We start from the raw sequence: 18,547 nt of genomic DNA on the forward strand, positions 1-18,547 counted from the left end.
AATTTAAGATTATGAAATTTGATAAATTTAATTTTATTAATGATAAAGAATTATTACGATTAACTGGAATAAAGCAAAGTACTTTTAATAAAATGTTAAATATTTTAAAAGAAGCTGAGTTAAAAAAGTTTAAAAGAGGTGGTAAAAATAATAAATTATCATTAGAAAATAGATTATTGATGACTTTATCATATTGACGAGAATATCGTACTTATTTTCATCTTGGTAAAAGTTTTGATATTAGTGAAGCTAGTTGTTATCGAAATATCAAGTGAATTGAAGATATTTTAATCAAACATCCTGATTTTCAACAACTTGCTGGTAAAAAAGCATTAATAAATGATTATTTTAATGATAAAACAATTATTATTGATGCTACAGAAACACCCATTCAACGCCCAAAAAAAGACAAAAACAATCTTATTCAGGAAAAAAGAAAAAACACACTATTAAAACACAAGTAATTATTGAAAAAGAAAGCAAAATAATTATTGCAACAAATTTTTCTCTCGGTAAAAAGCATGATTTTTGTTTATTTAAAGAATCAAAAATCCCAATTTTAAAAAATACTAAATTAATAGTTGATAATGGTTATCAAGGAATACAAAAAATTCATAGTAATGTTCTAATACCTAAGAAAAAAACAAAGAAAAACCCTTTAAATAAAGAACAAAAACATAATAATAAATTAATTTCAAAAATGAGAATTATTATTGAAAATATTTTTGCTATTCTTAAAAAATTTAAAATTATTACTGAAAAATATCGTAATCGTAGAAAACGATTTAGTTTAAGATTTAATTTAATTGCTTCAATTTATAATTTGCAATTATAGATAACATAAAATATTTATTTAAAATTAAATTTAAATAATAAAATAATTTTTTGTTGTGTCAAAATTTACACATTTAATAAAATCCATAAGTATTAACCTAATAAAAGTTAGAAATTACTATATAGTATTTTTTATTTACAAATAATTTGTAATTATTTTAATAAGTAATGCAAGAAGTCTAAATATAAGAATTTTTTAAGAGAAAGTATTAATTATTTTCAAGAAACTGAAAATATTACACACGAAACAGAACATCCAACAACGAAGAAAAAAATATTTAAATTAGAAAAAAATAATCTCAATAAAGATGATATTATTCCGAAAATAATCCCCTTAAAAACAATTGAAGAAAAAGAAATTTTGGTTCCTCATAATCCCGCACAAAAGGTTGGAAAACATGAAATAGAAATTAATGTTAAACAAGAATCTAGAAATAAAAGACGAACAGTTACTAGAAGTGAAATTGAAGTTGTTTTAAATAGTAGTAATTTATATTTGGATGGTTTTATAACTACTGAAAATCTTAAAGTGCCCCTTAACCCTAACAGAAATAGAGAAGGTAAATCATCTGAATATGAAACTAATATAATAGACTTCTTGCATTACTTATTTATTAAACAAAATTCCTATAAAATATATTTAAAATAGAAATTATAAGGAATTTAAGATTATGAAATTTGATAAATTTAATTTTATTAATGATAAAGAATTATTACGATTAACTGGAATAAAGCAAAGTACTTTTAATAAAATGTTAAATATTTTAAAAGAAGCTGAGTTAAAAAAGTTTAAAAGAGGTGGTAAAAATAATAAATTATCATTAGAAAATAGATTATTGATGACTTTATCATATTGACGAGAATATCGTACTTATTTTCATCTTGGTAAAAGTTTTGATATTAGTGAAGCTAGTTGTTATCGAAATATCAAGTGAATTGAAGATATTTTAATCAAACATCCTGATTTTCAACAACTTGCTGGTAAAAAAGCATTAATAAATGATTATTTTAATGATAAAACAATTATTATTGATGCTACAGAAACACCCATTCAACGCCCAAAAAAAGACAAAAACAATCTTATTCAGGAAAAAAGAAAAAACACACTATTAAAACACAAGTAATTATTGAAAAAGAAAGCAAAATAATTATTGCAACAAATTTTTCTCTCGGTAAAAAGCATGATTTTTGTTTGCCAAATTGTAAAGTTAAGTGCAACTAAATTATTTTTCTAACCAAATATTCGATTGGTGAAAGATAATTTAGTATTTTTCTTGGTCTTTGGTTTAAAGACAATATAAATTTATGAACTGCATTTTTAGTAGTATTTGAAAAATTAAATTTTTTAGGAAATTTTTCTCTAATTAAACCATTAGTATTTTCATTAGTACCTCTTTGTCAAGGCGAATACGCATTAGCAAAATAAATTTTCACATTTAAATTTTTTTCAAGTTGTTGTCAATTAGAAAATTCTTTACCCCTATCAAATGTTATAGTCTTAACAAGATTATTTGGAAGAATTGATAAATAATGGCTAATGTTTTCGTTAACAACTTTAGTAGTTCTATTTTCAACTAACATTGCTAAAGTAAATCTTGATGTTCTTTCAACTAAAGTTATTAAACATGATTTACTTTTACCTCGTGATGATACTACAGTATCACCTTCTCAATGACCAACAGTTATACGATTATTAACATTAATATTTCGTTCTTTAATTGATTTACCATTAAATTTACCGCGATTTTCTTGAGATTTTCGTTTCTTACCTTTTCTTCTTAAATTTTTATTAGTAACTTTTTCAAGTAATCCAGAATAAATTCAATTGTAAATTGTTTTAAAACTAATAATTCATTCTTTATGAAAATTTTTAATTCTGCCATAAATTTGTTCAGGCGATCAACCTAATAGTAATTTTTGTTGTACATATTTTACTAATTCTCTATTTTTAAACTTATGAAAATAAACATGTGATTGTTTTCTGTTTTCTGCTTTATTTTGTGCAATTAATGAAAAATAATGATTACTATCTTTATTTCTATTGACTTCTCGAATAATAGTACTAATACTTCGATTAAGATTTTTAGCTATTTCACTAATTTTTACTTTAAACTTCAATTGATTCTCAATATAAATTCTTTCATATATGCCAAGATGTTTGTAACCCATATAAAAACTCCTTGCTTTGTTTTTTCTAAAATAAACTTAGCATCATGAAATTTTTATATGAGATTTTTTGCAATTTTATTTACTTGCACTTACAAGTATAATTCAGCAATAAAAAATGGGGCGACTGATGGGAATTGAACCCACGAATGTTGGTTCCACAAACCAATGCGATAACCATTACGCCACAGTCGCCATATATAATGGTTTTTACTAACCGATAAAATTATATAACTATTTTAAAAGAATGTAAACTTATTCATAAAAAAATCGCTAAGATTAACTTAGTGATAAAATATATGGTTTTTCTAAATTATTTTTTAAAGTTTCTAAAAATTGTCCGGCATCATAAATATCAATAGCTCGTTGATCAACCGTTAATGTTATATTCATCATATGTCTAATAGTCACACTTTGACCATAAACAACGGGTTTTCTTAAAATCTTATCAATCCCCATAACCGCAACATTAGAATAAAAAATTGGTGAAATACCTGAATTTGCGCCAACCATTCCAAAATTAGTAATAGTAATTGTACTACCAACAAATTCAAGATCATTTGTTTTCCTTGCCCGAATTCTTTGATTAGATTGTTCCATATCAATTGCTAATTGTGCTATTGATAACTTATCAACTAACCTAATAACTGGAGTTTGTAAACCATCAACATATTGTCGAGCAATAGCAATATTATGATATCTTTTAATAACTAATTCATTAGTATTGGCATCATAACTAGCATTAAGTTTTGGATGCTATTCTAAACTTAAAGATATTGCTTTAATTATAAATACCATGGAATTCAAACGAGTCTTACTATTATTACTATGCAAAGACATCCTTTCACAAAGAATAATAACATTATTCATATCAACTTCACAATTTAATGTTAAATGAAGAATATATTTATTACTTAATATCAATGCTTCCACAGCACTATTTCTTACTTTTGAAAGCATTTTTCTAAGTTTCTAAATGACCACTCTTTTGTTCATCAGAATGATTAATATCAATGTTAACAACATTATCATTAGTTAAATTTTCATCTCTTAAATTATTTTCTAACTGTTCTTGAGATAACGAATTAAAAGATTGTTGCATATTCAGTATGATAAGAAGCCATTAATTGCGGATTAATAATTGGAACATATTTTGGTGGAATAAATATTCGTTGGTGAAAATAATTAGGTACATATTGATGACTTGAATTTTCCAACATATTATTTGTTCCTTGATTACTTTGTTGAGTATTTATATTTTCATCAGTTACTTCATCAATTAATTCTTTTAAATTTACTTCTGACTTAGAAACAATAACTTTGTCTTGTTCAGTATTCTTTTCTTGATATCCTAATGGTTGATATTGACTTTTAATAGTTTTTATAGTTTCTAGTTTATCATCTGTTGCTTCAGAAATTATTTTATTAATTTCTTCAATTTAGCCAAATTGTAAAGTTAAGTGCAACTAAATTATTTTTCTAACCAAATATTCGATTGGTGAAAGATAATTTAGTATTTTTCTTGGTCTTTGGTTTAAAGACAATATAAATTTATGAACTGCATTTTTAGTAGTATTTGAAAAATTAAATTTTTTAGGAAATTTTTCTCTAATTAAACCATTAGTATTTTCATTAGTACCTCTTTGTCAAGGCGAATACGCATTAGCAAAATAAATTTTCACATTTAAATTTTTTTCAAGTTGTTGTCAATTAGAAAATTCTTTACCCCTATCAAATGTTATAGTCTTAACAAGATTATTTGGAAGAATTGATAAATAATGGCTAATGTTTTCGTTAACAACTTTAGTAGTTCTATTTTCAACTAACATTGCTAAAGTAAATCTTGATGTTCTTTCAACTAAAGTTATTAAACATGATTTACTTTTACCTCGTGATGATACTACAGTATCACCTTCTCAATGACCAACAGTTATACGATTATTAACATTAATATTTCGTTCTTTAATTGATTTACCATTAAATTTACCGCGATTTTCTTGAGATTTTCGTTTCTTACCTTTTCTTCTTAAATTTTTATTAGTAACTTTTTCAAGTAATCCAGAATAAATTCAATTGTAAATTGTTTTAAAACTAATAATTCATTCTTTATGAAAATTTTTAATTCTGCCATAAATTTGTTCAGGCGATCAACCTAATAGTAATTTTTGTTGTACATATTTTACTAATTCTCTATTTTTAAACTTATGAAAATAAACATGTGATTGTTTTCTGTTTTCTGCTTTATTTTGTGCAATTAATAGACTTCTTGCATAACCTATTAAAATAATAAAAATTTTAAATTTAACCACTTTAAAATAAACATTTTTCTAAAATCTAAAATAATTTTGATAACAATTAACTAGGTTATGCAAGAAGTCTAATATAAAAATAATTAAACAGTTTACTATTTCTGTTATGGTTACTCATACTAAGGAATAACCTATAATCATTAACTTACCAATTGCTCCAAAATTTTTAATAAATTGTTGCAAATTTTCAATATCTGTTTGTAACAATAAAACTATACTTAAAGATATGAATATAATGTAATTAAGTATTATTCATCAATATTTTTTAAAAGAATTAATGAGCTTGTTTGATTTCATTTTTTAAGACTCTTTTTGCTTTAATTTTTTGAATAATTAAGCGGATTAATTTTTCAAATTTAATTGCAAAATATATTGTTCCACCCCATCAAAAAACAAATATTCCCGCTAACATAATACCACTATTAAATTTGCCAAAGAAATCAACCATTTCTTTATTCATAAAATTATTAAATTCATTACTTGTTCCAGTTATTCATTTAGTATCGCTTGCTGTTAATGCACAAATTAATAAGCTTATAAAGATGAAAATGATACTTAATACTATTTTTAACCAATGATTTTTAAATCAATTTTTAATTCTTAATTTTAATGCCATTTTTTCTTTTGAATTATCTTTTTTAAATAATTTTCCTAAAAGTTTTTTCATTTTAATTTTCCTTTCATATTTTTTATCGTCCTTTAATCACAATAAATAAAGCAACAAGTACACAAGTAACCCCAAGAATGGTAAAGATTGGATGCTGTGAAAATGTCCGAGCCATTGGTTTAAATAGTTCTAAAATTGTTAAATTGCTAGTAATAAACTTTTGGAAATTAGCAAGCCCTTCACTAATATAGTTTGTTAAAGTTTCAAAATGACTACCAGCTAATAATCCAAGAACGGTTATTAAGATAAAAATAATAATTAGTTTAAACATTGTTAGTTACCTTGTTTTGTTTTTATTGGTTTTATTTGTTTTTTAGTTTTTCCTCACGCACTTAAACGACCTTTATTTTTAACCGCATATTGGCGTTGTTTTTCTAAATTAACTTGTTGACTACCAAATCCAAGAATAATTGCCATAAGAAATTCTACAGCCAGTGTTAAGAATAAAGGAAATATTAGTTGAATATTTGTTCCTGGTACTTCTAAACTTCAAATTAAGTCAAAAACTTTATAAAGCATTTGAGCGAGAAAGTCGGCCATTTTTGCGAGATTTGCCATTTTTCATTATTCCTTTTCTTTCATTTTTCTTAAAAATTTGCTAAATTTATCCATTTTTAAGTATTCTAAGTCTTCTAAATCAATTGCGGTGTCAGTATAGTATTTGTCTTCATAATCAGGATTTACTTTTGCATTTAAGTAATCTCTTAAAAACGCTAGGTAAAAAGAATTGTAAGTGTTTAATATTGGTAGCGGAATTTTTAGTTTAAAAAAATAAATATCAAGTTCAGGAATATCACGATATTTAATGCGACGACCCTTTTTATTATTTTTTGCATCAATTAATGTGTTTCGTCAGCGTTCATATTCTTCAATGCTCGTAAAGGTACCATAGATGACTTTTAAATAGGGGCGAAAAATATTAACGGGTTTTTTGCGAATTCCCACAATCACATTGTTGGCAATATCACGAACTTTAACTCAAATATGTTTATCTCTTTGACCGCTAGCCAACACAATATGACCAAAATGTCGTGCTAGAGCGAAATATTCTTGAATACCGGTTTCTTCGTTTTTGGTATTATTTTTTTCTCAATCAGTTCCTTCTAAAAATAAATTGGTTTCATCTCACAAAAGTAAGGTTTTGTCTGGCAATACCGGATAATCAAAGTCTAACAATCCCATATGACCTAAACTTAATTTTTGGGTTTCTAGTAATGGAAATGTTGAGGCGATATGATATTTTTTCTTTTTTAGTAATTTTGATGCGTATACTAGAAAGGCAGTCTTTCCAGTTCCTAATGAACCAATAACAATATTTAATGGTGAGTTTTTTAAGAAATTAATAACTTTGTTAATTTGTGTTAAATTACTAATTTTAAAAAGGAAAATTAAAATACAACCTGCTAAAAATAAATAGCTCACAATGTTTTTAAAATAACCGTTGTAAATATATCAAATTGCTCCCCAATGTCATAAAATTAAAAATGAGGTGCGATTTAGTTCAATAAAATGGTTATTTTTTTCTATTATTCATTTGCAAAATTTCATCTTGCACCTCACTTTATTTTTTTATTAGCGTACTGCTCCAAGTAGTTTTTCAAACATTTTAAAGCAAATAAAGAATATTGCCAAAATAAATGGAAAAATGAATATTCAATAGTCAGCAAAGAAGTTACCAACTTGTGGCATATTAACAGCAATAATTTCTCACATTTTAGTAAACGCTGTTATGATCGCATTTCATAATTTAGTCATTGCGTCACTAGCTGTTATTTTTTCTACTGTTACTGGTGTTTCTCCCACTAAGAAAGTTCCAATCATATAATCACCCCCTTTCTTTTAATATAACTTCTTGACATTAATTTCGCTTCTATCTAAATACTGATATTGTTTTTCAAAGTAGCATGAGAATAAATCACACCATAATTGCTGTCAAGAATCAAAAAGCAATGTTTGCTATTAAAAGTCAAAGTGGTGCTTCTATTAATTTAATTTCTTTACCACCGGTAACATGAGCCGGGATAGTTGTAATTTGAATAAATAAATCTCAGAAAGTTTGTTTAATTTGTTCTCAATTAAATTCTTTTAAATTTATTGTCATTATTTATCTCCCAAAAATCATTTTTATTGGTAAATACATAATTGAGATTAATGCGAAAAGAAAAGTAATGATAATAATTAATCCGGCAATAAACGCAACTTGTGTAGGCATTTTTTCTATCGGAACAAACAGTTTTAAGAACTCCATAATAATTTCTCAAAACATTATTTTTTATCCTCGATATTTTCTTTTGAATTATGAGCTTTAACTCATTCTTCAAAGCGAGCAATAAATACTTTTTCGTCTTTTGTAAAATTACCAGTATTATTTTTAATAGCATTTTTGTATTTAATTCGTATTTTTATTTTGGCATAAATTTTATAAGCAAAATATGCCAGTAACATTATGCAAATGATTATAAATATTAGTCCAATTGTAATATTCATTTTTAAACTCCTTTAAAATAGTTATAATTTGTATCTTTTTTATTGTTTTCTTTTTCGGCAATGAAGAAACTTAATAATTCTTGTCCTTTAATTAACTTGGTTTCTTGTTCTGGTTGATTAATTGAAATTACTTGGTATTCATTATTCTTGATTATTCCGATGCAAATTGAATTTTCATATTTTCCTTTATAAACAAATCGTTTTGGAAACCAAATACCGATTTGTTTATTAAATCACGGAATTTTTGGTGCCTTGATTAAAATTGCGTTTTGCGTTTCTTTTAAGAGATATTTTTTAGTATTTAAGAAAATGTTTTCAATGTTTTTCATAGTAAATTACCTTTCTTATTTGTTATAAACTAAGTTATTTAACTAAGTTTTTTAAACATTCATATATCGGAGATTTGAATGTTTAACAATTTTTGTTAGTAAACTTCGTTTACTAATTAACTTAGTTTGATTTCATTGGTGCAAAAAAATATAAGACATAATTAAAAATAATAAGTGTTAATTTAACCTTATATTTCTTGCAATAAATAAATGAGCTCATATTTATTTATTGATTTTGTGTAAAACTAACATAAGTGTGTGCTTTACACAACATTATCAAAAGTATGTAATATACCACAGACTTATGACAAGCACAAGCAGTTTTTTTAAAAAGGGACGAAAAATTATAAAATAATGCGAGAAATTTTCAAAAATAGTTTACAATTAAATTCCAAGGTAAAAAGACTGTAGATTAATTTTTGGAGAAAGGAAAAGGTGTTATAAATTTTATTAATTAGTAAAAATTCACGAAAGGAATTTAATTAATATGAAAAAATTACTAGGATTAATAGGAACAATAGCAGTAGTGGGAAGCACAATGCCAACTGTAATTGCTATGAGTCCTCATCCAACTCCAACGCAAAAACAAGATACAAAATTAATAAATAGTGAAATTAATTATTTACAAACAAATAATTTAAAAAAAATTAACGAAATAAATAATACTAACTATATTACTAATGATAGTAAAAATAATATATATTTTGCTACTGATAGTGGTGCCTATATTCTAAAAAATGATAATAGAAATAATACAGTAGTAAAAATTGAAGGAATAGAAAATAATGTTAAATCCTTAACAATTGATAGTAAGGATAATATATATTTTGCTACTGATAGTGGTGCCTATGTTCTAAAAAAGGATAATAGAAATAATACAGTAGTAAAAATTGAAGGAATAGAAAATAATGTTAAATCCTTAACAATTGATAGTAAGGATAATATATATTTTGCTACTGATAGTGGTGCTTTTGTATTAAAAAATGGTGAAATAAAAGCAGAATTTATTAAAGGAATAAGTATGGGTGTTTCTTCATCGGAAAATTATTCAGAATATTTAAAACAATTAACTAATATTACAAGTAATATTAATAATATTTTAATTAATAAAATGGATAATGACGCTATATTTATTGCAACTAATACAGGAGTTTATGCAACATTAAAACCTTATTCTTTTAAAGGAGAAACAGCTCTTATGTGCACTTCTGGAATAGAAAGAGGTCCTGTTGATTTAATATCAATAGATAAAAATAATGATCTTTATTTTACTACATTAAATCAAATATATTTTTTAAAGATACTATCCGCATCAGGAGGAAAAATATTTGAAACAAATAGAAATATTAATTATATGATTAATAATCAAGATAATTTATATATTGCTACAAATGATGGTTTATATGTATTAAAAGATCGGGAATCAACCGTAAGCAAAATAGATGATATAAATAGTAATGTAAATTTAATTAATATAGATAATAATAACAATATTTATATTGGAACTAATAATGGTTTATATGTATTGAAAAATGAAGAAACAAAATTACAAAAAATTAATAATATAGATGAGAAAATTACTAATATTTTAATTGATAATAAGAATAATATTTATTTTGCTACTGATAATGGAACATATATTTTATATTCAAAGAATAATTTAGAAAATATTGTTAATTTATATTTAAAAGATTTAATTATAGATGAAAATAAAACATATAAAGATTTAACTGAAATTATTTTAGATTCTGAAATATTTAATAAATTTAAATTAGTTAATCCAAACATTAAGTTTCTTGATATGAATGAAAATGATATATCTAATAAACAACAAAATTTAGGTCAATTTCAAGTAAAAATTATAGCAAATGAAAATGATTTTTATTGAGAAGGAGAAACTAAATTAATTATTTTAAATTTTATCGATGAAATTACATTTTTAATTCAAGAAAATCAACATCTTAAAGAAACTTCTAATAAAATAAAATTAGATTTAGAATTAATGTATAAACAAATGGAACAAAAGAAAAATTTATATAATAGACTTCTTGCATTACTTATTAAAATAATTACAAATTATTTGAAATAAAAAATACTATATAGTAATTTCTAACTTTTATTAGGTTAATACTTATGGATTTTATTAAATGTGTAAATTTTGACACAACAAAAAATTATTTTATTATTTAAATTTAATTTTAAATAAATATTTTATGTTATCTATAATTGCAAATTATAAATTGAAGCAATTAAATTAAATCTTAAACTAAATCGTTTTCTACGATTACGATATTTTTCAGTAATAATTTTAAATTTTTTAAGAATAGCAAAAATATTTTCAATAATAATTCTCATTTTTGAAATTAATTTATTATTATGTTTTTGTTCTTTATTTAAAGGGTTTTTCTTTGTTTTTTTCTTAGGTATTAGAACATTACTATGAATTTTTTGTATTCCTTGATAACCATTATCAACTATTAATTTAGTATTTTTTAAAATTGGGATTTTTGATTCTTTAAATAAACAAAAATCATGCTTTTTACCGAGAGAAAAATTTGTTGCAATAATTATTTTGCTTTCTTTTTCAATAATTACTTGTGTTTTAATAGTGTGTTTTTTCTTTTTTCCTGAATAAGATTGTTTTTGTCTTTTTTTGGGCGTTGAATGGGTGTTTCTGTAGCATCAATAATAATTGTTTTATCATTAAAATAATCATTTATTAATGCTTTTTTACCAGCAAGTTGTTGAAAATCAGGATGTTTGATTAAAATATCTTCAATTCACTTGATATTTCGATAACAACTAGCTTCACTAATATCAAAACTTTTACCAAGATGAAAATAAGTACGATATTCTCGTCAATATGATAAAGTCATCAATAATCTATTTTCTAATGATAATTTATTATTTTTACCACCTCTTTTAAACTTTTTTAACTCAGCTTCTTTTAAAATATTTAACATTTTATTAAAAGTACTTTGCTTTATTCCAGTTAATCGTAATAATTCTTTATCATTAATAAAATTAAATTTATCAAATTTCATAATCTTAAATTCCTTATAATTTCTATTTTAAATATATTTTATAGGAATTTTGTTTAATAAATAAGTAATGCAAGAAGTCTAATGAAATGCAAATAAAAATATTTCAAAATTATGAAAAAATAATTGAATTACAAAATAAACAAATAATTAATTTAAAAGAACAATTAATTAATAAAGATAATCTTTTATTAGAAATAAAAGAAAAAATAGCAAAACTTTAATTCAAGAAAAATAAGTACAATTCAAAATAAATATAAATTATTTTGTTAAAAATTTTTGTAATGTTTGAAATGGAGATTTATTTTGTAGTGATGAATGACGGCGTTCAAAATTATAAAAGTAATAATATTTGTTTAAATAATGTTGAAGCTCATTTTGATTTAATTTTTTATCCTTAGAATAAAATAATTTGGTATAATGTTGATGAAACCGCTCAATTTTACCGTTACTCTGTGGCGAACGAATTGGAGTAGTTTCGTGGACAATTCCGTTCCTCGAAAGAAAGGTTGTAAAAGGCCTTTCTTTTACTTTGTATGATTTTTTATTACTTCAATTGGTAGTAGTAAATTCCGGAGCATTGTCAGTACGAAGGCGTTTAATGGTTATGCCAAGTTCGCCGAAATCTTTCATTGCTCTTTGCACGGCATTAAGGGCATTGTTAGTTCCTAAACTATCATAAACATAACCAAATACTATGCGTGTCATTTCGTCAATGAAATCATAAATGTAATATTTTTTATCAACCGGAAAATTTGATGTGGTAATAATTTTGGCATCCATTTGTAAAAGACCAATCTCAGAAATTTCATAACGCTTAAAATGGCGTTTTATTTGTTTGATTTGTTGTTTTAATTCTTTTCAGCGAGGGTCAGATTTAATTCAACGATAAAAAGTTTTGATGTTTTTCGGAACTTCTGAATTTTTAATATCGTGAAAACCGATTTTTAAATTGTTAAATAAAGACCACATTCCGCCAGCTTGAAGATTTTTGTAATCAAAATATAAATCACATAATTTTTTGCGAGAATTTAAACTATATTGATAATTAAGATTTTGTGGTTTTGTAGTTTTAAACAATAACAAATCTAAATTATCAGAATAATAAGCGGTCATAATTTTTTGTGCCCAACGATAAAAGGTTTTTGTTGCATTCTTAAAATATTTTTTAATAAGTTTTGTTAAAGTAGTTTCTTCCATATAAAAATAAGTGCATAAATTTAAATAGGCAGTAATGCGTTTTTTAGTTTTATAGTAATAAGGATTACGGCAATTAGCACTTAATCAACTTTGGATTTTTGCTTTTAAATCTGCTAAATCAGCTTGGGAAATAATATATTTCATTTTTTTACTCCTTAAATTAAGAAAATCGTATTACAAAAAATACGATTTTCAAACATATTTATTAAATTACTATTTTTTTTTATTAGGTATTTCTGCTGAGAATGAAGTGATATGAAACATTTTCGTGTTAAGACCTTGTGGAACTTTTTTATTAAAAAATACTTTAAAATTAATTAAATTATCAATAAAATAAAATTCTTTAAAAGGCTTGGACTTATAAGAACCATTAGAACGATAAAAGTTATTAATTTGATTATAACCAGCACTATCTTTGTCAACAAATAATTGAAGAGCTGGTCTTTGAACAAAATCGCCATTACCTATTTGAATATCAAAATCACTAGAAAGCTTTAAATCAGTAGCATCAATTTCTAAATGATATGAACCCTGACCATAACCACTAATTACTCAAGCACTTTTACCAATTTTATAAAATTGTAATTTATATGTTTTTAAATCATTGCTATTTTTACTACATCCAAAAATAAACATTATACATACTAAATTTAAAGCTGATAAAAATTTTCGCATAAAGAAAAATCCTCCTTTCAAAGGAATTATATTATAAAAAATAATGGCAATATTTAAGAGAACTTTTTTAATATCATTAATAAGATTGCTAAGGGCACTACAAATTCAAATAACATCTGAAATGCCGGAATAACTTCAAACACCGGAAAGGCAGTTTTGGTAAAATTAATTGTTGTTTTAGCAATGTCCACAAGGGGGCGAATTAAAATATTAATCCCCGAAAGACCAAGTAATCAATTCAACATACCAACAGAAGCGTGCTGAATGCCACAAGATATGGCACTAAATAAACCTCAATAAGAACAGTTGGGTGTAGGAATTAAGTCATTCATATTACCGCTTATTCCGCCACCAATAAAAGCTGTTGAATTCAAAATGTTAAAATCGTATAAAGAATAATGATATTCAGTACTTTCATTTTTCTTTTTATATAGTGGAAAAGTCAGCGTAAAAATATTAATCCCATACATTGCATCGACTTTAGCGTTATAAAAATGCAGTTTATTACTAGTGGCGTTTCATAATTGGTTATCATACGATTTTAATGTATTAAAATCTATTTGATAAGAACTTTTACCACTGTTAAAACCATTGGCAATTTGTTTATCTTTAACAAAGAAATAAGAACGAAAAATCATATTCTTACTATTTTCGATTGTTGAACCAAAGTTAATCAAATACTGTTTGGGATAAAAAGTAATTAATGAACGATAGAAAAAGCCCATTTGTAAAACATTTTTAGGAATTTGTTGCATCCCTTTGTAATCTAATTCTACATAAGTAGAAACATCCATATCAAAACTTGCATAAAAGAATTGCACAAAAAAACCACCTAAAACTTTATAAATTTTATTAAATAAATCATTAGTGAAATCAATAGTTAAATCTTCTTGATAATAAAGTATAAAATCTTTAAAATCAGTCTTTAATTTGTCATCATAGCGTAAAAAATAGAAAGTATTACCATAATAATTAACTTGTCCAAAAAAGGTATTAATAAAATCTGCCCCAAAACTTGTTCGCGAGCCAGATTTTCAAAGCGATTTACCATTTTCTAAAAACTCATTATTGCCCACAATGCTACCATGCTCAGTTTTTATAGTAATAACATCACCAAAACTAGAAAAGGAAAGTTCTCTAAAAATAACTTCTTCAATGAAACCTGGTGGATATGAATTTTTACGACTTAAACTAAATTTACTATTCTGTTTAAAGCCATTTAACTTAATTGATATTTCATTCATATATTTAAAATTATCATCAAAGAAATTAAAAATGGGTACTCAATATAAATAACTATAATTAAATTTATCAAAATCTCGGCGTTGTATCATTAAATAATCTAATTTATCTTGAAACTGATTATACTGATATTCACCATCATTTTTAGTTATTTCGGTTGGTAATGGTTGTTCGTTATGTTTTTCGGGTAAAGGAGGCATTTCCGCTGAGAATGAAGTAATATGAAACATTTTCGTGTTAAGACCTTGTGGAACTGTCTTATTAAGAAATACTTTAAAATTAATTAAATTATCAATAAAATAAAATTCTTTAAAAGGCTTGAACTTATAAGAACCATTAGAACGATAAAAGTTATTAATTTGATTATAACCAGCACTATCTTTGTCAACAAATAATTGAAGGGCTGGTCTTTGAACAAAATCACCATTACCTATTTGAATATCAAAATCACTAGAAAGCTTTAAATCAGTAGCATCAATTTCTAAATGATATGAACCCTGACCATAACGACTAATTACTCAAGCACTTTTACCAATCTTGGAAAACTCTAATTCACAACTTTCACCACATTGATTGGGGTTTGTGGCTCGTTTTTCTCGTTTCATAAAGAATTGTTCTATATTGGGTTTTGGTGGTTGTTTTGTATCAAAGAACGCCCCTAATGGCACCAAACCAATAAACATTATAATAAATCAAGAAATAATCTTATCCATCTCATCACGCCTTAAAACTCTTTTTTATTGCTTTAACAGCATCAGAAAATTTATACTGTTGATGTTGCGGACATTCACAATTAACAACTTGCATTTGATGCTTTCTAAAAATTTTATTAAAGTAATAACCCCTAATAATTAACTTAATACCAGTTATTAAGAAATAAATAATTAATAATCAAATATAAACATTAAAAAATACACTTTGAAAATTTAATGGTATAAAATCTTTAAAAAATTTATCCCCTTTAATTTGAAGGACCGTTAAAAATATTCAAATTATAATAACAACACTATGAAGTATAATAAAAAAATGTATAAAACCTAAAACGCTTTTAAATCATTTAATACCTAATATTTTCTTTAATTTTTTCATTTTTTAACTCCTTAAAATTAAATATATTGTTGATAAAATACAAATCGTTCCTAAAATTTGGAAAATCGGATGTTGAGAAAATAACCTTATCATTGGTTTAAACAAATCTAAAATTTTAATATTATTTGATAGAACTTTATTAAAATATTCTAAACCCTCACGCACATAGGCTCATAAACCTAAAAAGTCATTTAAAGCAAAAATAGAAAAAACAGCAACAAGAATAAATAAAATTATCAATTTAAACATTTTAAAAACCTACCTTTTTATTCGCCGTCCATGTTGATTAACTCACGGTCTATTTTTAGGACTATTACCACTGAATTTCTTAATTGGACCACTAGATGATTTTTTCTTTACTCCTCAATTAGCAACTGATTTTTGATATTTTTTACGAAAACCAACTTTTGGTCGTTCAATATGAATACCTAAAATACCACCAATTACAAGATTTATTACAAGCATAATTAGCGGAAAAATAATAATGCGAATATTTGTTCCAGGAATGGTTAAAGTTCAAATTAAATCAAAAACTTTATAAAACATATCGCCAATCAAACTAGCCATTTTTTCTAAGTTTTCCATTTTTTAAACTCCTTTACTTGTTTTTCTTCTTCAGATTATTTTTTAACTTAGTAAGTATCTTACTGAATTTTTCCATTTTTAAGTATTCTAATGCTTCAATATCCATCACATTATCATTTCAAAATTTATGCTGATAATTATCATTCAAAGCACGATTACTTAATTCACGCAAGAATGATAAATATTTATTATCATAAAGGTTTAAAATTGACATCGGAATTTTCAATTTAAAGAAATAAATGTCTAATTCCGGAATGCTACGATACTTGATTTTGCGACCTTTTTTATCATTTTTAGCATTAATTAAAGTTAATCGTCATTGTTCGTATTCGCTTACCGATTTAAAAGTGCCATAAATAACTTGTAAATAAGGACGAAAGATACTAACCGGTTTTTTTCTAATGCCAACAATTATTGAATTCGCAATATCACGAACTTTAACTCATATATGTTCGGCTCGTTGTCCGCTTGCTAATATGATATGGGTAAATTGCCGAGCTGAAGCAAAATATTCTTGTAAACCTTGGGTTACTTTATCATTTTCTTTATAGTCAGTTCCTTCTAAAAATAAGTTAGTTTCATCTCATAACAGCAAATGCTTTTCTTCTAATATCGGATAATTATAATCTAATAAAGACATATGCCCTAATGAAAGCATTTGTTTATCTGTAATCGGAAAAGTAGAAATCGTTTTTCAACCACTTAATAAGTAAGAAGCTAAAACCATTAAAGCAGTTTTTCCAGTTCCTAAGGCACCAATTACTAAATTTAAAGGTGAATTTAATAAGAAATTAATAAAACTACGACGAGCAAAAAAATGAGAAATTTTAGTATATAGAATATACAAAACAATTAATAAGTAAATAACATCAAATAACATTCTTCAACTTTGAGGATTATAATAATGCAAAATCGCACCATAGAATCACGCAATAATAAATAAAGTGCGATTTAAAGCCACAAAATCATATAATCTTAAATTTATTTTTTTAAACAATAGCATCACTTAAATCACACTTTCTTTATTTTTATTACTATCTGCCGGGCATTAATTTTTCAAACATTTTGAAAGCAATTAAAAATAAACCAATAATCACACCAAGCAAGAAAACTCAATATGTAGCAAAGAAATTAACAACATTTGGCATATTACCACCAATAATATCAGTTCAAATATTACCAAATGCTTTAATTAATGCTTTTCATAAGTTAGTAACCGCTTGTTCACCAGTAATTGCTCCTGATGTATTTCCTTCTACTAAGAAATTTATTAACATATAATCACCCCCTTTCTAAACAAAATATGATTTAACCTTATAAAATAAAATAACCATAAATAAGACAATGAATACTAATACCATTCAAAAGGCAATATTTGCTATTAAAAGTCAAAGTGGTTCTTTGGTTAAATCAATTTCTTTACCAGAAACTCACGCCGGAATAGTTGTAATTTGGATAAATAAATCTCAAAAATACAATTTTGTCATTTCTCAATCTAAATCTTTTCAAGCAACTAAAAACATAATAATTACCGCTTAAAAGGTCAAAAGAGTAGAAAAATAATGGCTGAGAAGAGCATTACAATTATTAAAATTGAAAACAAAAATACAACTTGGGGTGGTAAATCGGCAGTCGGATAAATTAATTCAATTAACTCAACAATTATTTTTTTAAACATTTTCTAAACCTACTTTTTAATTTCTTTTTCATCTTGTTCTAATAAATTTCGCTTAAACTTTGCAATAAATATTCGTTGTGAATAAGTAAAATCTTTTGGCAACTGTTTTGCTTCACTACCATATTTCTTTTTATCTTTAAAAAACCGATAAATATTAACCGCAATATAGTATGCTAGTAATAATGTTAAAATCGTAAAAAACACTAATCCAAATATACTCATCTTTCTCTTTTCTCCTTAATTTT

At 24.6% G+C, this 18,547-nt stretch carries 28 protein-coding genes, 1 tRNA gene and 1 pseudogene; 6 read left to right on the forward strand and 24 right to left on the reverse strand.

Annotated elements, in window-relative coordinates; all coding sequences use genetic code 4:
- Positions 1-11 precede the first annotated feature (11 nt).
- From AAHJ00_RS01930 to AAHJ00_RS07890, 4 genes are all read left to right on the forward strand, one after another.
- Positions 12-835, forward strand: a protein-coding gene (locus AAHJ00_RS01930; RefSeq protein ID WP_342223477.1) for an IS5 family transposase whose coding sequence is annotated in 2 segments (ribosomal slippage) — positions 12-408 and positions 408-835 — 825 coding nt in all. Because the reading frame shifts where the segments join, the coding sequence is not laid out codon by codon here.
- A 360-nt stretch (positions 836-1,195) separates the two neighbouring features.
- Positions 1,196-1,483, forward strand: a complete 288-nt coding sequence (locus AAHJ00_RS01935; protein WP_342224325.1) for a hypothetical protein — start codon at positions 1,196-1,198, stop codon at positions 1,481-1,483.
- Positions 1,484-1,505: 22 nt separating this feature from the next.
- Positions 1,506-1,958, forward strand: a complete 453-nt coding sequence (locus AAHJ00_RS01940; protein WP_342223479.1) for a transposase family protein — start codon at positions 1,506-1,508, stop codon at positions 1,956-1,958.
- Positions 1,943-2,056: a hypothetical protein gene (locus tag AAHJ00_RS07890; RefSeq protein WP_425288880.1), complete on the forward strand. Its 114-nt coding sequence runs from the start codon at positions 1,943-1,945 to the stop codon at positions 2,054-2,056. Before AAHJ00_RS01940 ends, AAHJ00_RS07890 begins: the two co-directional genes overlap by 16 nt.
- Here the strand turns inward: AAHJ00_RS07890 and AAHJ00_RS01945 are convergent.
- The 13 genes and pseudogenes from AAHJ00_RS01945 to AAHJ00_RS02005 all read right to left on the reverse strand — a co-directional run bounded on the left by AAHJ00_RS01945 (position 2,053) and on the right by AAHJ00_RS02005 (position 8,792).
- The gene (locus AAHJ00_RS01945; RefSeq protein WP_342223478.1) at positions 2,053-3,003 is read right to left on the reverse strand and encodes an IS30 family transposase; all 951 of its coding nucleotides are present in this window, start codon (positions 3,001-3,003) and stop codon (positions 2,053-2,055) included. The genes AAHJ00_RS07890 and AAHJ00_RS01945 overlap by 4 nt on opposite strands.
- A 116-nt stretch (positions 3,004-3,119) precedes the next feature.
- A tRNA-His gene (locus AAHJ00_RS01950) sits at positions 3,120-3,195 on the reverse strand.
- An 84-nt stretch (positions 3,196-3,279) separates the two neighbouring features.
- A pseudogene (locus AAHJ00_RS01955) lies at positions 3,280-3,960 on the reverse strand (2-oxo acid dehydrogenase subunit E2).
- 4 nt (positions 3,961-3,964) lie between these two features.
- Complete coding sequence (locus AAHJ00_RS01960; RefSeq protein ID WP_342224326.1) at positions 3,965-4,102, reverse strand: hypothetical protein; 138 nt, start codon at positions 4,100-4,102, stop codon at positions 3,965-3,967.
- 364 nt (positions 4,103-4,466) lie between these two features.
- The gene (locus AAHJ00_RS01965; RefSeq protein WP_342224327.1) at positions 4,467-5,309 is read right to left on the reverse strand and encodes an IS30 family transposase; all 843 of its coding nucleotides are present in this window, start codon (positions 5,307-5,309) and stop codon (positions 4,467-4,469) included.
- 274 nt (positions 5,310-5,583) lie between these two features.
- Entirely contained in the window at positions 5,584-5,976 is a 393-nt protein-coding gene (locus AAHJ00_RS01970; protein ID WP_342224328.1) for a hypothetical protein, read from the reverse strand.
- Positions 5,977-5,998: 22 nt separating this feature from the next.
- Positions 5,999-6,247 carry a hypothetical protein gene (locus AAHJ00_RS01975; protein ID WP_338968622.1) on the reverse strand — a complete coding sequence of 83 codons (249 nt, stop codon included), beginning with the start codon at positions 6,245-6,247 and terminating at the stop codon, positions 5,999-6,001.
- A 2-nt stretch (positions 6,248-6,249) separates the two neighbouring features.
- Positions 6,250-6,534 (reverse strand): hypothetical protein, encoded by a 285-nt coding sequence (locus AAHJ00_RS01980; RefSeq protein ID WP_342224329.1) that lies wholly within the window; start codon positions 6,532-6,534, stop codon positions 6,250-6,252.
- 6 nt (positions 6,535-6,540) lie between these two features.
- Complete coding sequence (locus AAHJ00_RS01985) at positions 6,541-7,524, reverse strand: hypothetical protein (RefSeq protein WP_342224330.1); 984 nt, start codon at positions 7,522-7,524, stop codon at positions 6,541-6,543.
- 24 nt (positions 7,525-7,548) lie between these two features.
- Complete coding sequence (locus AAHJ00_RS01990) at positions 7,549-7,797, reverse strand: hypothetical protein (RefSeq protein ID WP_338968904.1); 249 nt, start codon at positions 7,795-7,797, stop codon at positions 7,549-7,551.
- 49 nt (positions 7,798-7,846) lie between these two features.
- A complete protein-coding gene (locus AAHJ00_RS01995) occupies positions 7,847-8,077 on the reverse strand; it encodes a hypothetical protein (protein WP_338968394.1) in 231 nt (76 codons plus the stop codon).
- A gap of 164 nt (positions 8,078-8,241) precedes the next feature.
- Positions 8,242-8,463, reverse strand: coding sequence for a hypothetical protein (locus AAHJ00_RS02000; protein ID WP_342224331.1), 222 nt, complete (start codon positions 8,461-8,463; stop codon positions 8,242-8,244).
- Positions 8,464-8,465: 2 nt separating this feature from the next.
- Entirely contained in the window at positions 8,466-8,792 is a 327-nt protein-coding gene (locus AAHJ00_RS02005; protein WP_342224332.1) for a hypothetical protein, read from the reverse strand.
- 487 nt (positions 8,793-9,279) lie between these two features.
- Between AAHJ00_RS02005 and AAHJ00_RS02010 the strand changes: the two genes are divergently transcribed.
- A complete protein-coding gene (locus AAHJ00_RS02010; RefSeq protein WP_342224333.1) occupies positions 9,280-10,881 on the forward strand; it encodes a hypothetical protein in 1,602 nt (533 codons plus the stop codon).
- A gap of 131 nt (positions 10,882-11,012) precedes the next feature.
- Here AAHJ00_RS02010 and AAHJ00_RS02015 read toward each other — a convergent pair.
- Positions 11,013-11,836 (reverse strand): IS5 family transposase gene (locus AAHJ00_RS02015; protein ID WP_342223477.1). Its coding sequence is split into 2 segments (ribosomal slippage): positions 11,013-11,440 and positions 11,440-11,836, totalling 825 coding nucleotides; the frame shifts between segments, so codons are not numbered across the junction.
- 86 nt (positions 11,837-11,922) lie between these two features.
- Here AAHJ00_RS02015 and AAHJ00_RS02020 point away from each other — a divergent pair.
- Positions 11,923-12,057: a hypothetical protein gene (locus tag AAHJ00_RS02020; RefSeq protein ID WP_342224334.1), complete on the forward strand. Its 135-nt coding sequence runs from the start codon at positions 11,923-11,925 to the stop codon at positions 12,055-12,057.
- A 37-nt stretch (positions 12,058-12,094) separates the two neighbouring features.
- On the opposite strand, the gene AAHJ00_RS02025 is transcribed toward AAHJ00_RS02020, so the two are convergent.
- The 10 genes from AAHJ00_RS02025 to AAHJ00_RS02070 form a co-directional block, all read right to left on the reverse strand.
- Positions 12,095-13,177, reverse strand: coding sequence for a DDE-type integrase/transposase/recombinase (locus AAHJ00_RS02025; RefSeq protein ID WP_342224335.1), 1,083 nt, complete (start codon positions 13,175-13,177; stop codon positions 12,095-12,097).
- Between the two features lie 69 nt (positions 13,178-13,246).
- Complete coding sequence (locus AAHJ00_RS02030; RefSeq protein ID WP_342224336.1) at positions 13,247-13,708, reverse strand: hypothetical protein; 462 nt, start codon at positions 13,706-13,708, stop codon at positions 13,247-13,249.
- A gap of 53 nt (positions 13,709-13,761) precedes the next feature.
- Positions 13,762-15,663: a hypothetical protein gene (locus tag AAHJ00_RS02035; protein ID WP_342224337.1), complete on the reverse strand. Its 1,902-nt coding sequence runs from the start codon at positions 15,661-15,663 to the stop codon at positions 13,762-13,764.
- Positions 15,656-16,039, reverse strand: coding sequence for a hypothetical protein (locus tag AAHJ00_RS02040; RefSeq protein ID WP_342224338.1), 384 nt, complete (start codon positions 16,037-16,039; stop codon positions 15,656-15,658). The genes AAHJ00_RS02035 and AAHJ00_RS02040 overlap by 8 nt, the downstream gene beginning before the upstream one ends.
- A 3-nt stretch (positions 16,040-16,042) precedes the next feature.
- The gene (locus AAHJ00_RS02045) at positions 16,043-16,288 is read right to left on the reverse strand and encodes a hypothetical protein (RefSeq protein ID WP_338967003.1); all 246 of its coding nucleotides are present in this window, start codon (positions 16,286-16,288) and stop codon (positions 16,043-16,045) included.
- A gap of 9 nt (positions 16,289-16,297) precedes the next feature.
- Positions 16,298-16,624, reverse strand: a complete 327-nt coding sequence (locus tag AAHJ00_RS02050; protein WP_342224339.1) for a hypothetical protein — start codon at positions 16,622-16,624, stop codon at positions 16,298-16,300.
- A 13-nt stretch (positions 16,625-16,637) separates the two neighbouring features.
- Complete coding sequence (locus AAHJ00_RS02055) at positions 16,638-17,627, reverse strand: hypothetical protein (protein WP_342224340.1); 990 nt, start codon at positions 17,625-17,627, stop codon at positions 16,638-16,640.
- Positions 17,628-17,658: 31 nt separating this feature from the next.
- Positions 17,659-17,901 (reverse strand): hypothetical protein, encoded by a 243-nt coding sequence (locus AAHJ00_RS02060; RefSeq protein WP_215826149.1) that lies wholly within the window; start codon positions 17,899-17,901, stop codon positions 17,659-17,661.
- Positions 17,902-17,916: 15 nt separating this feature from the next.
- A complete protein-coding gene (locus AAHJ00_RS02065) occupies positions 17,917-18,147 on the reverse strand; it encodes a hypothetical protein (RefSeq protein ID WP_342224341.1) in 231 nt (76 codons plus the stop codon).
- Positions 18,148-18,311: 164 nt separating this feature from the next.
- Positions 18,312-18,524: a hypothetical protein gene (locus AAHJ00_RS02070; RefSeq protein ID WP_215825617.1), complete on the reverse strand. Its 213-nt coding sequence runs from the start codon at positions 18,522-18,524 to the stop codon at positions 18,312-18,314.
- Positions 18,525-18,547 lie beyond the last annotated feature (23 nt).

The sequence above is a fragment of the Spiroplasma endosymbiont of Asaphidion curtum genome (assembly GCF_964031085.1).
In the GTDB taxonomy this organism is placed as follows: Bacteria; Bacillota_I; Bacilli_A; order Mycoplasmatales; family Nriv7; genus Nriv7.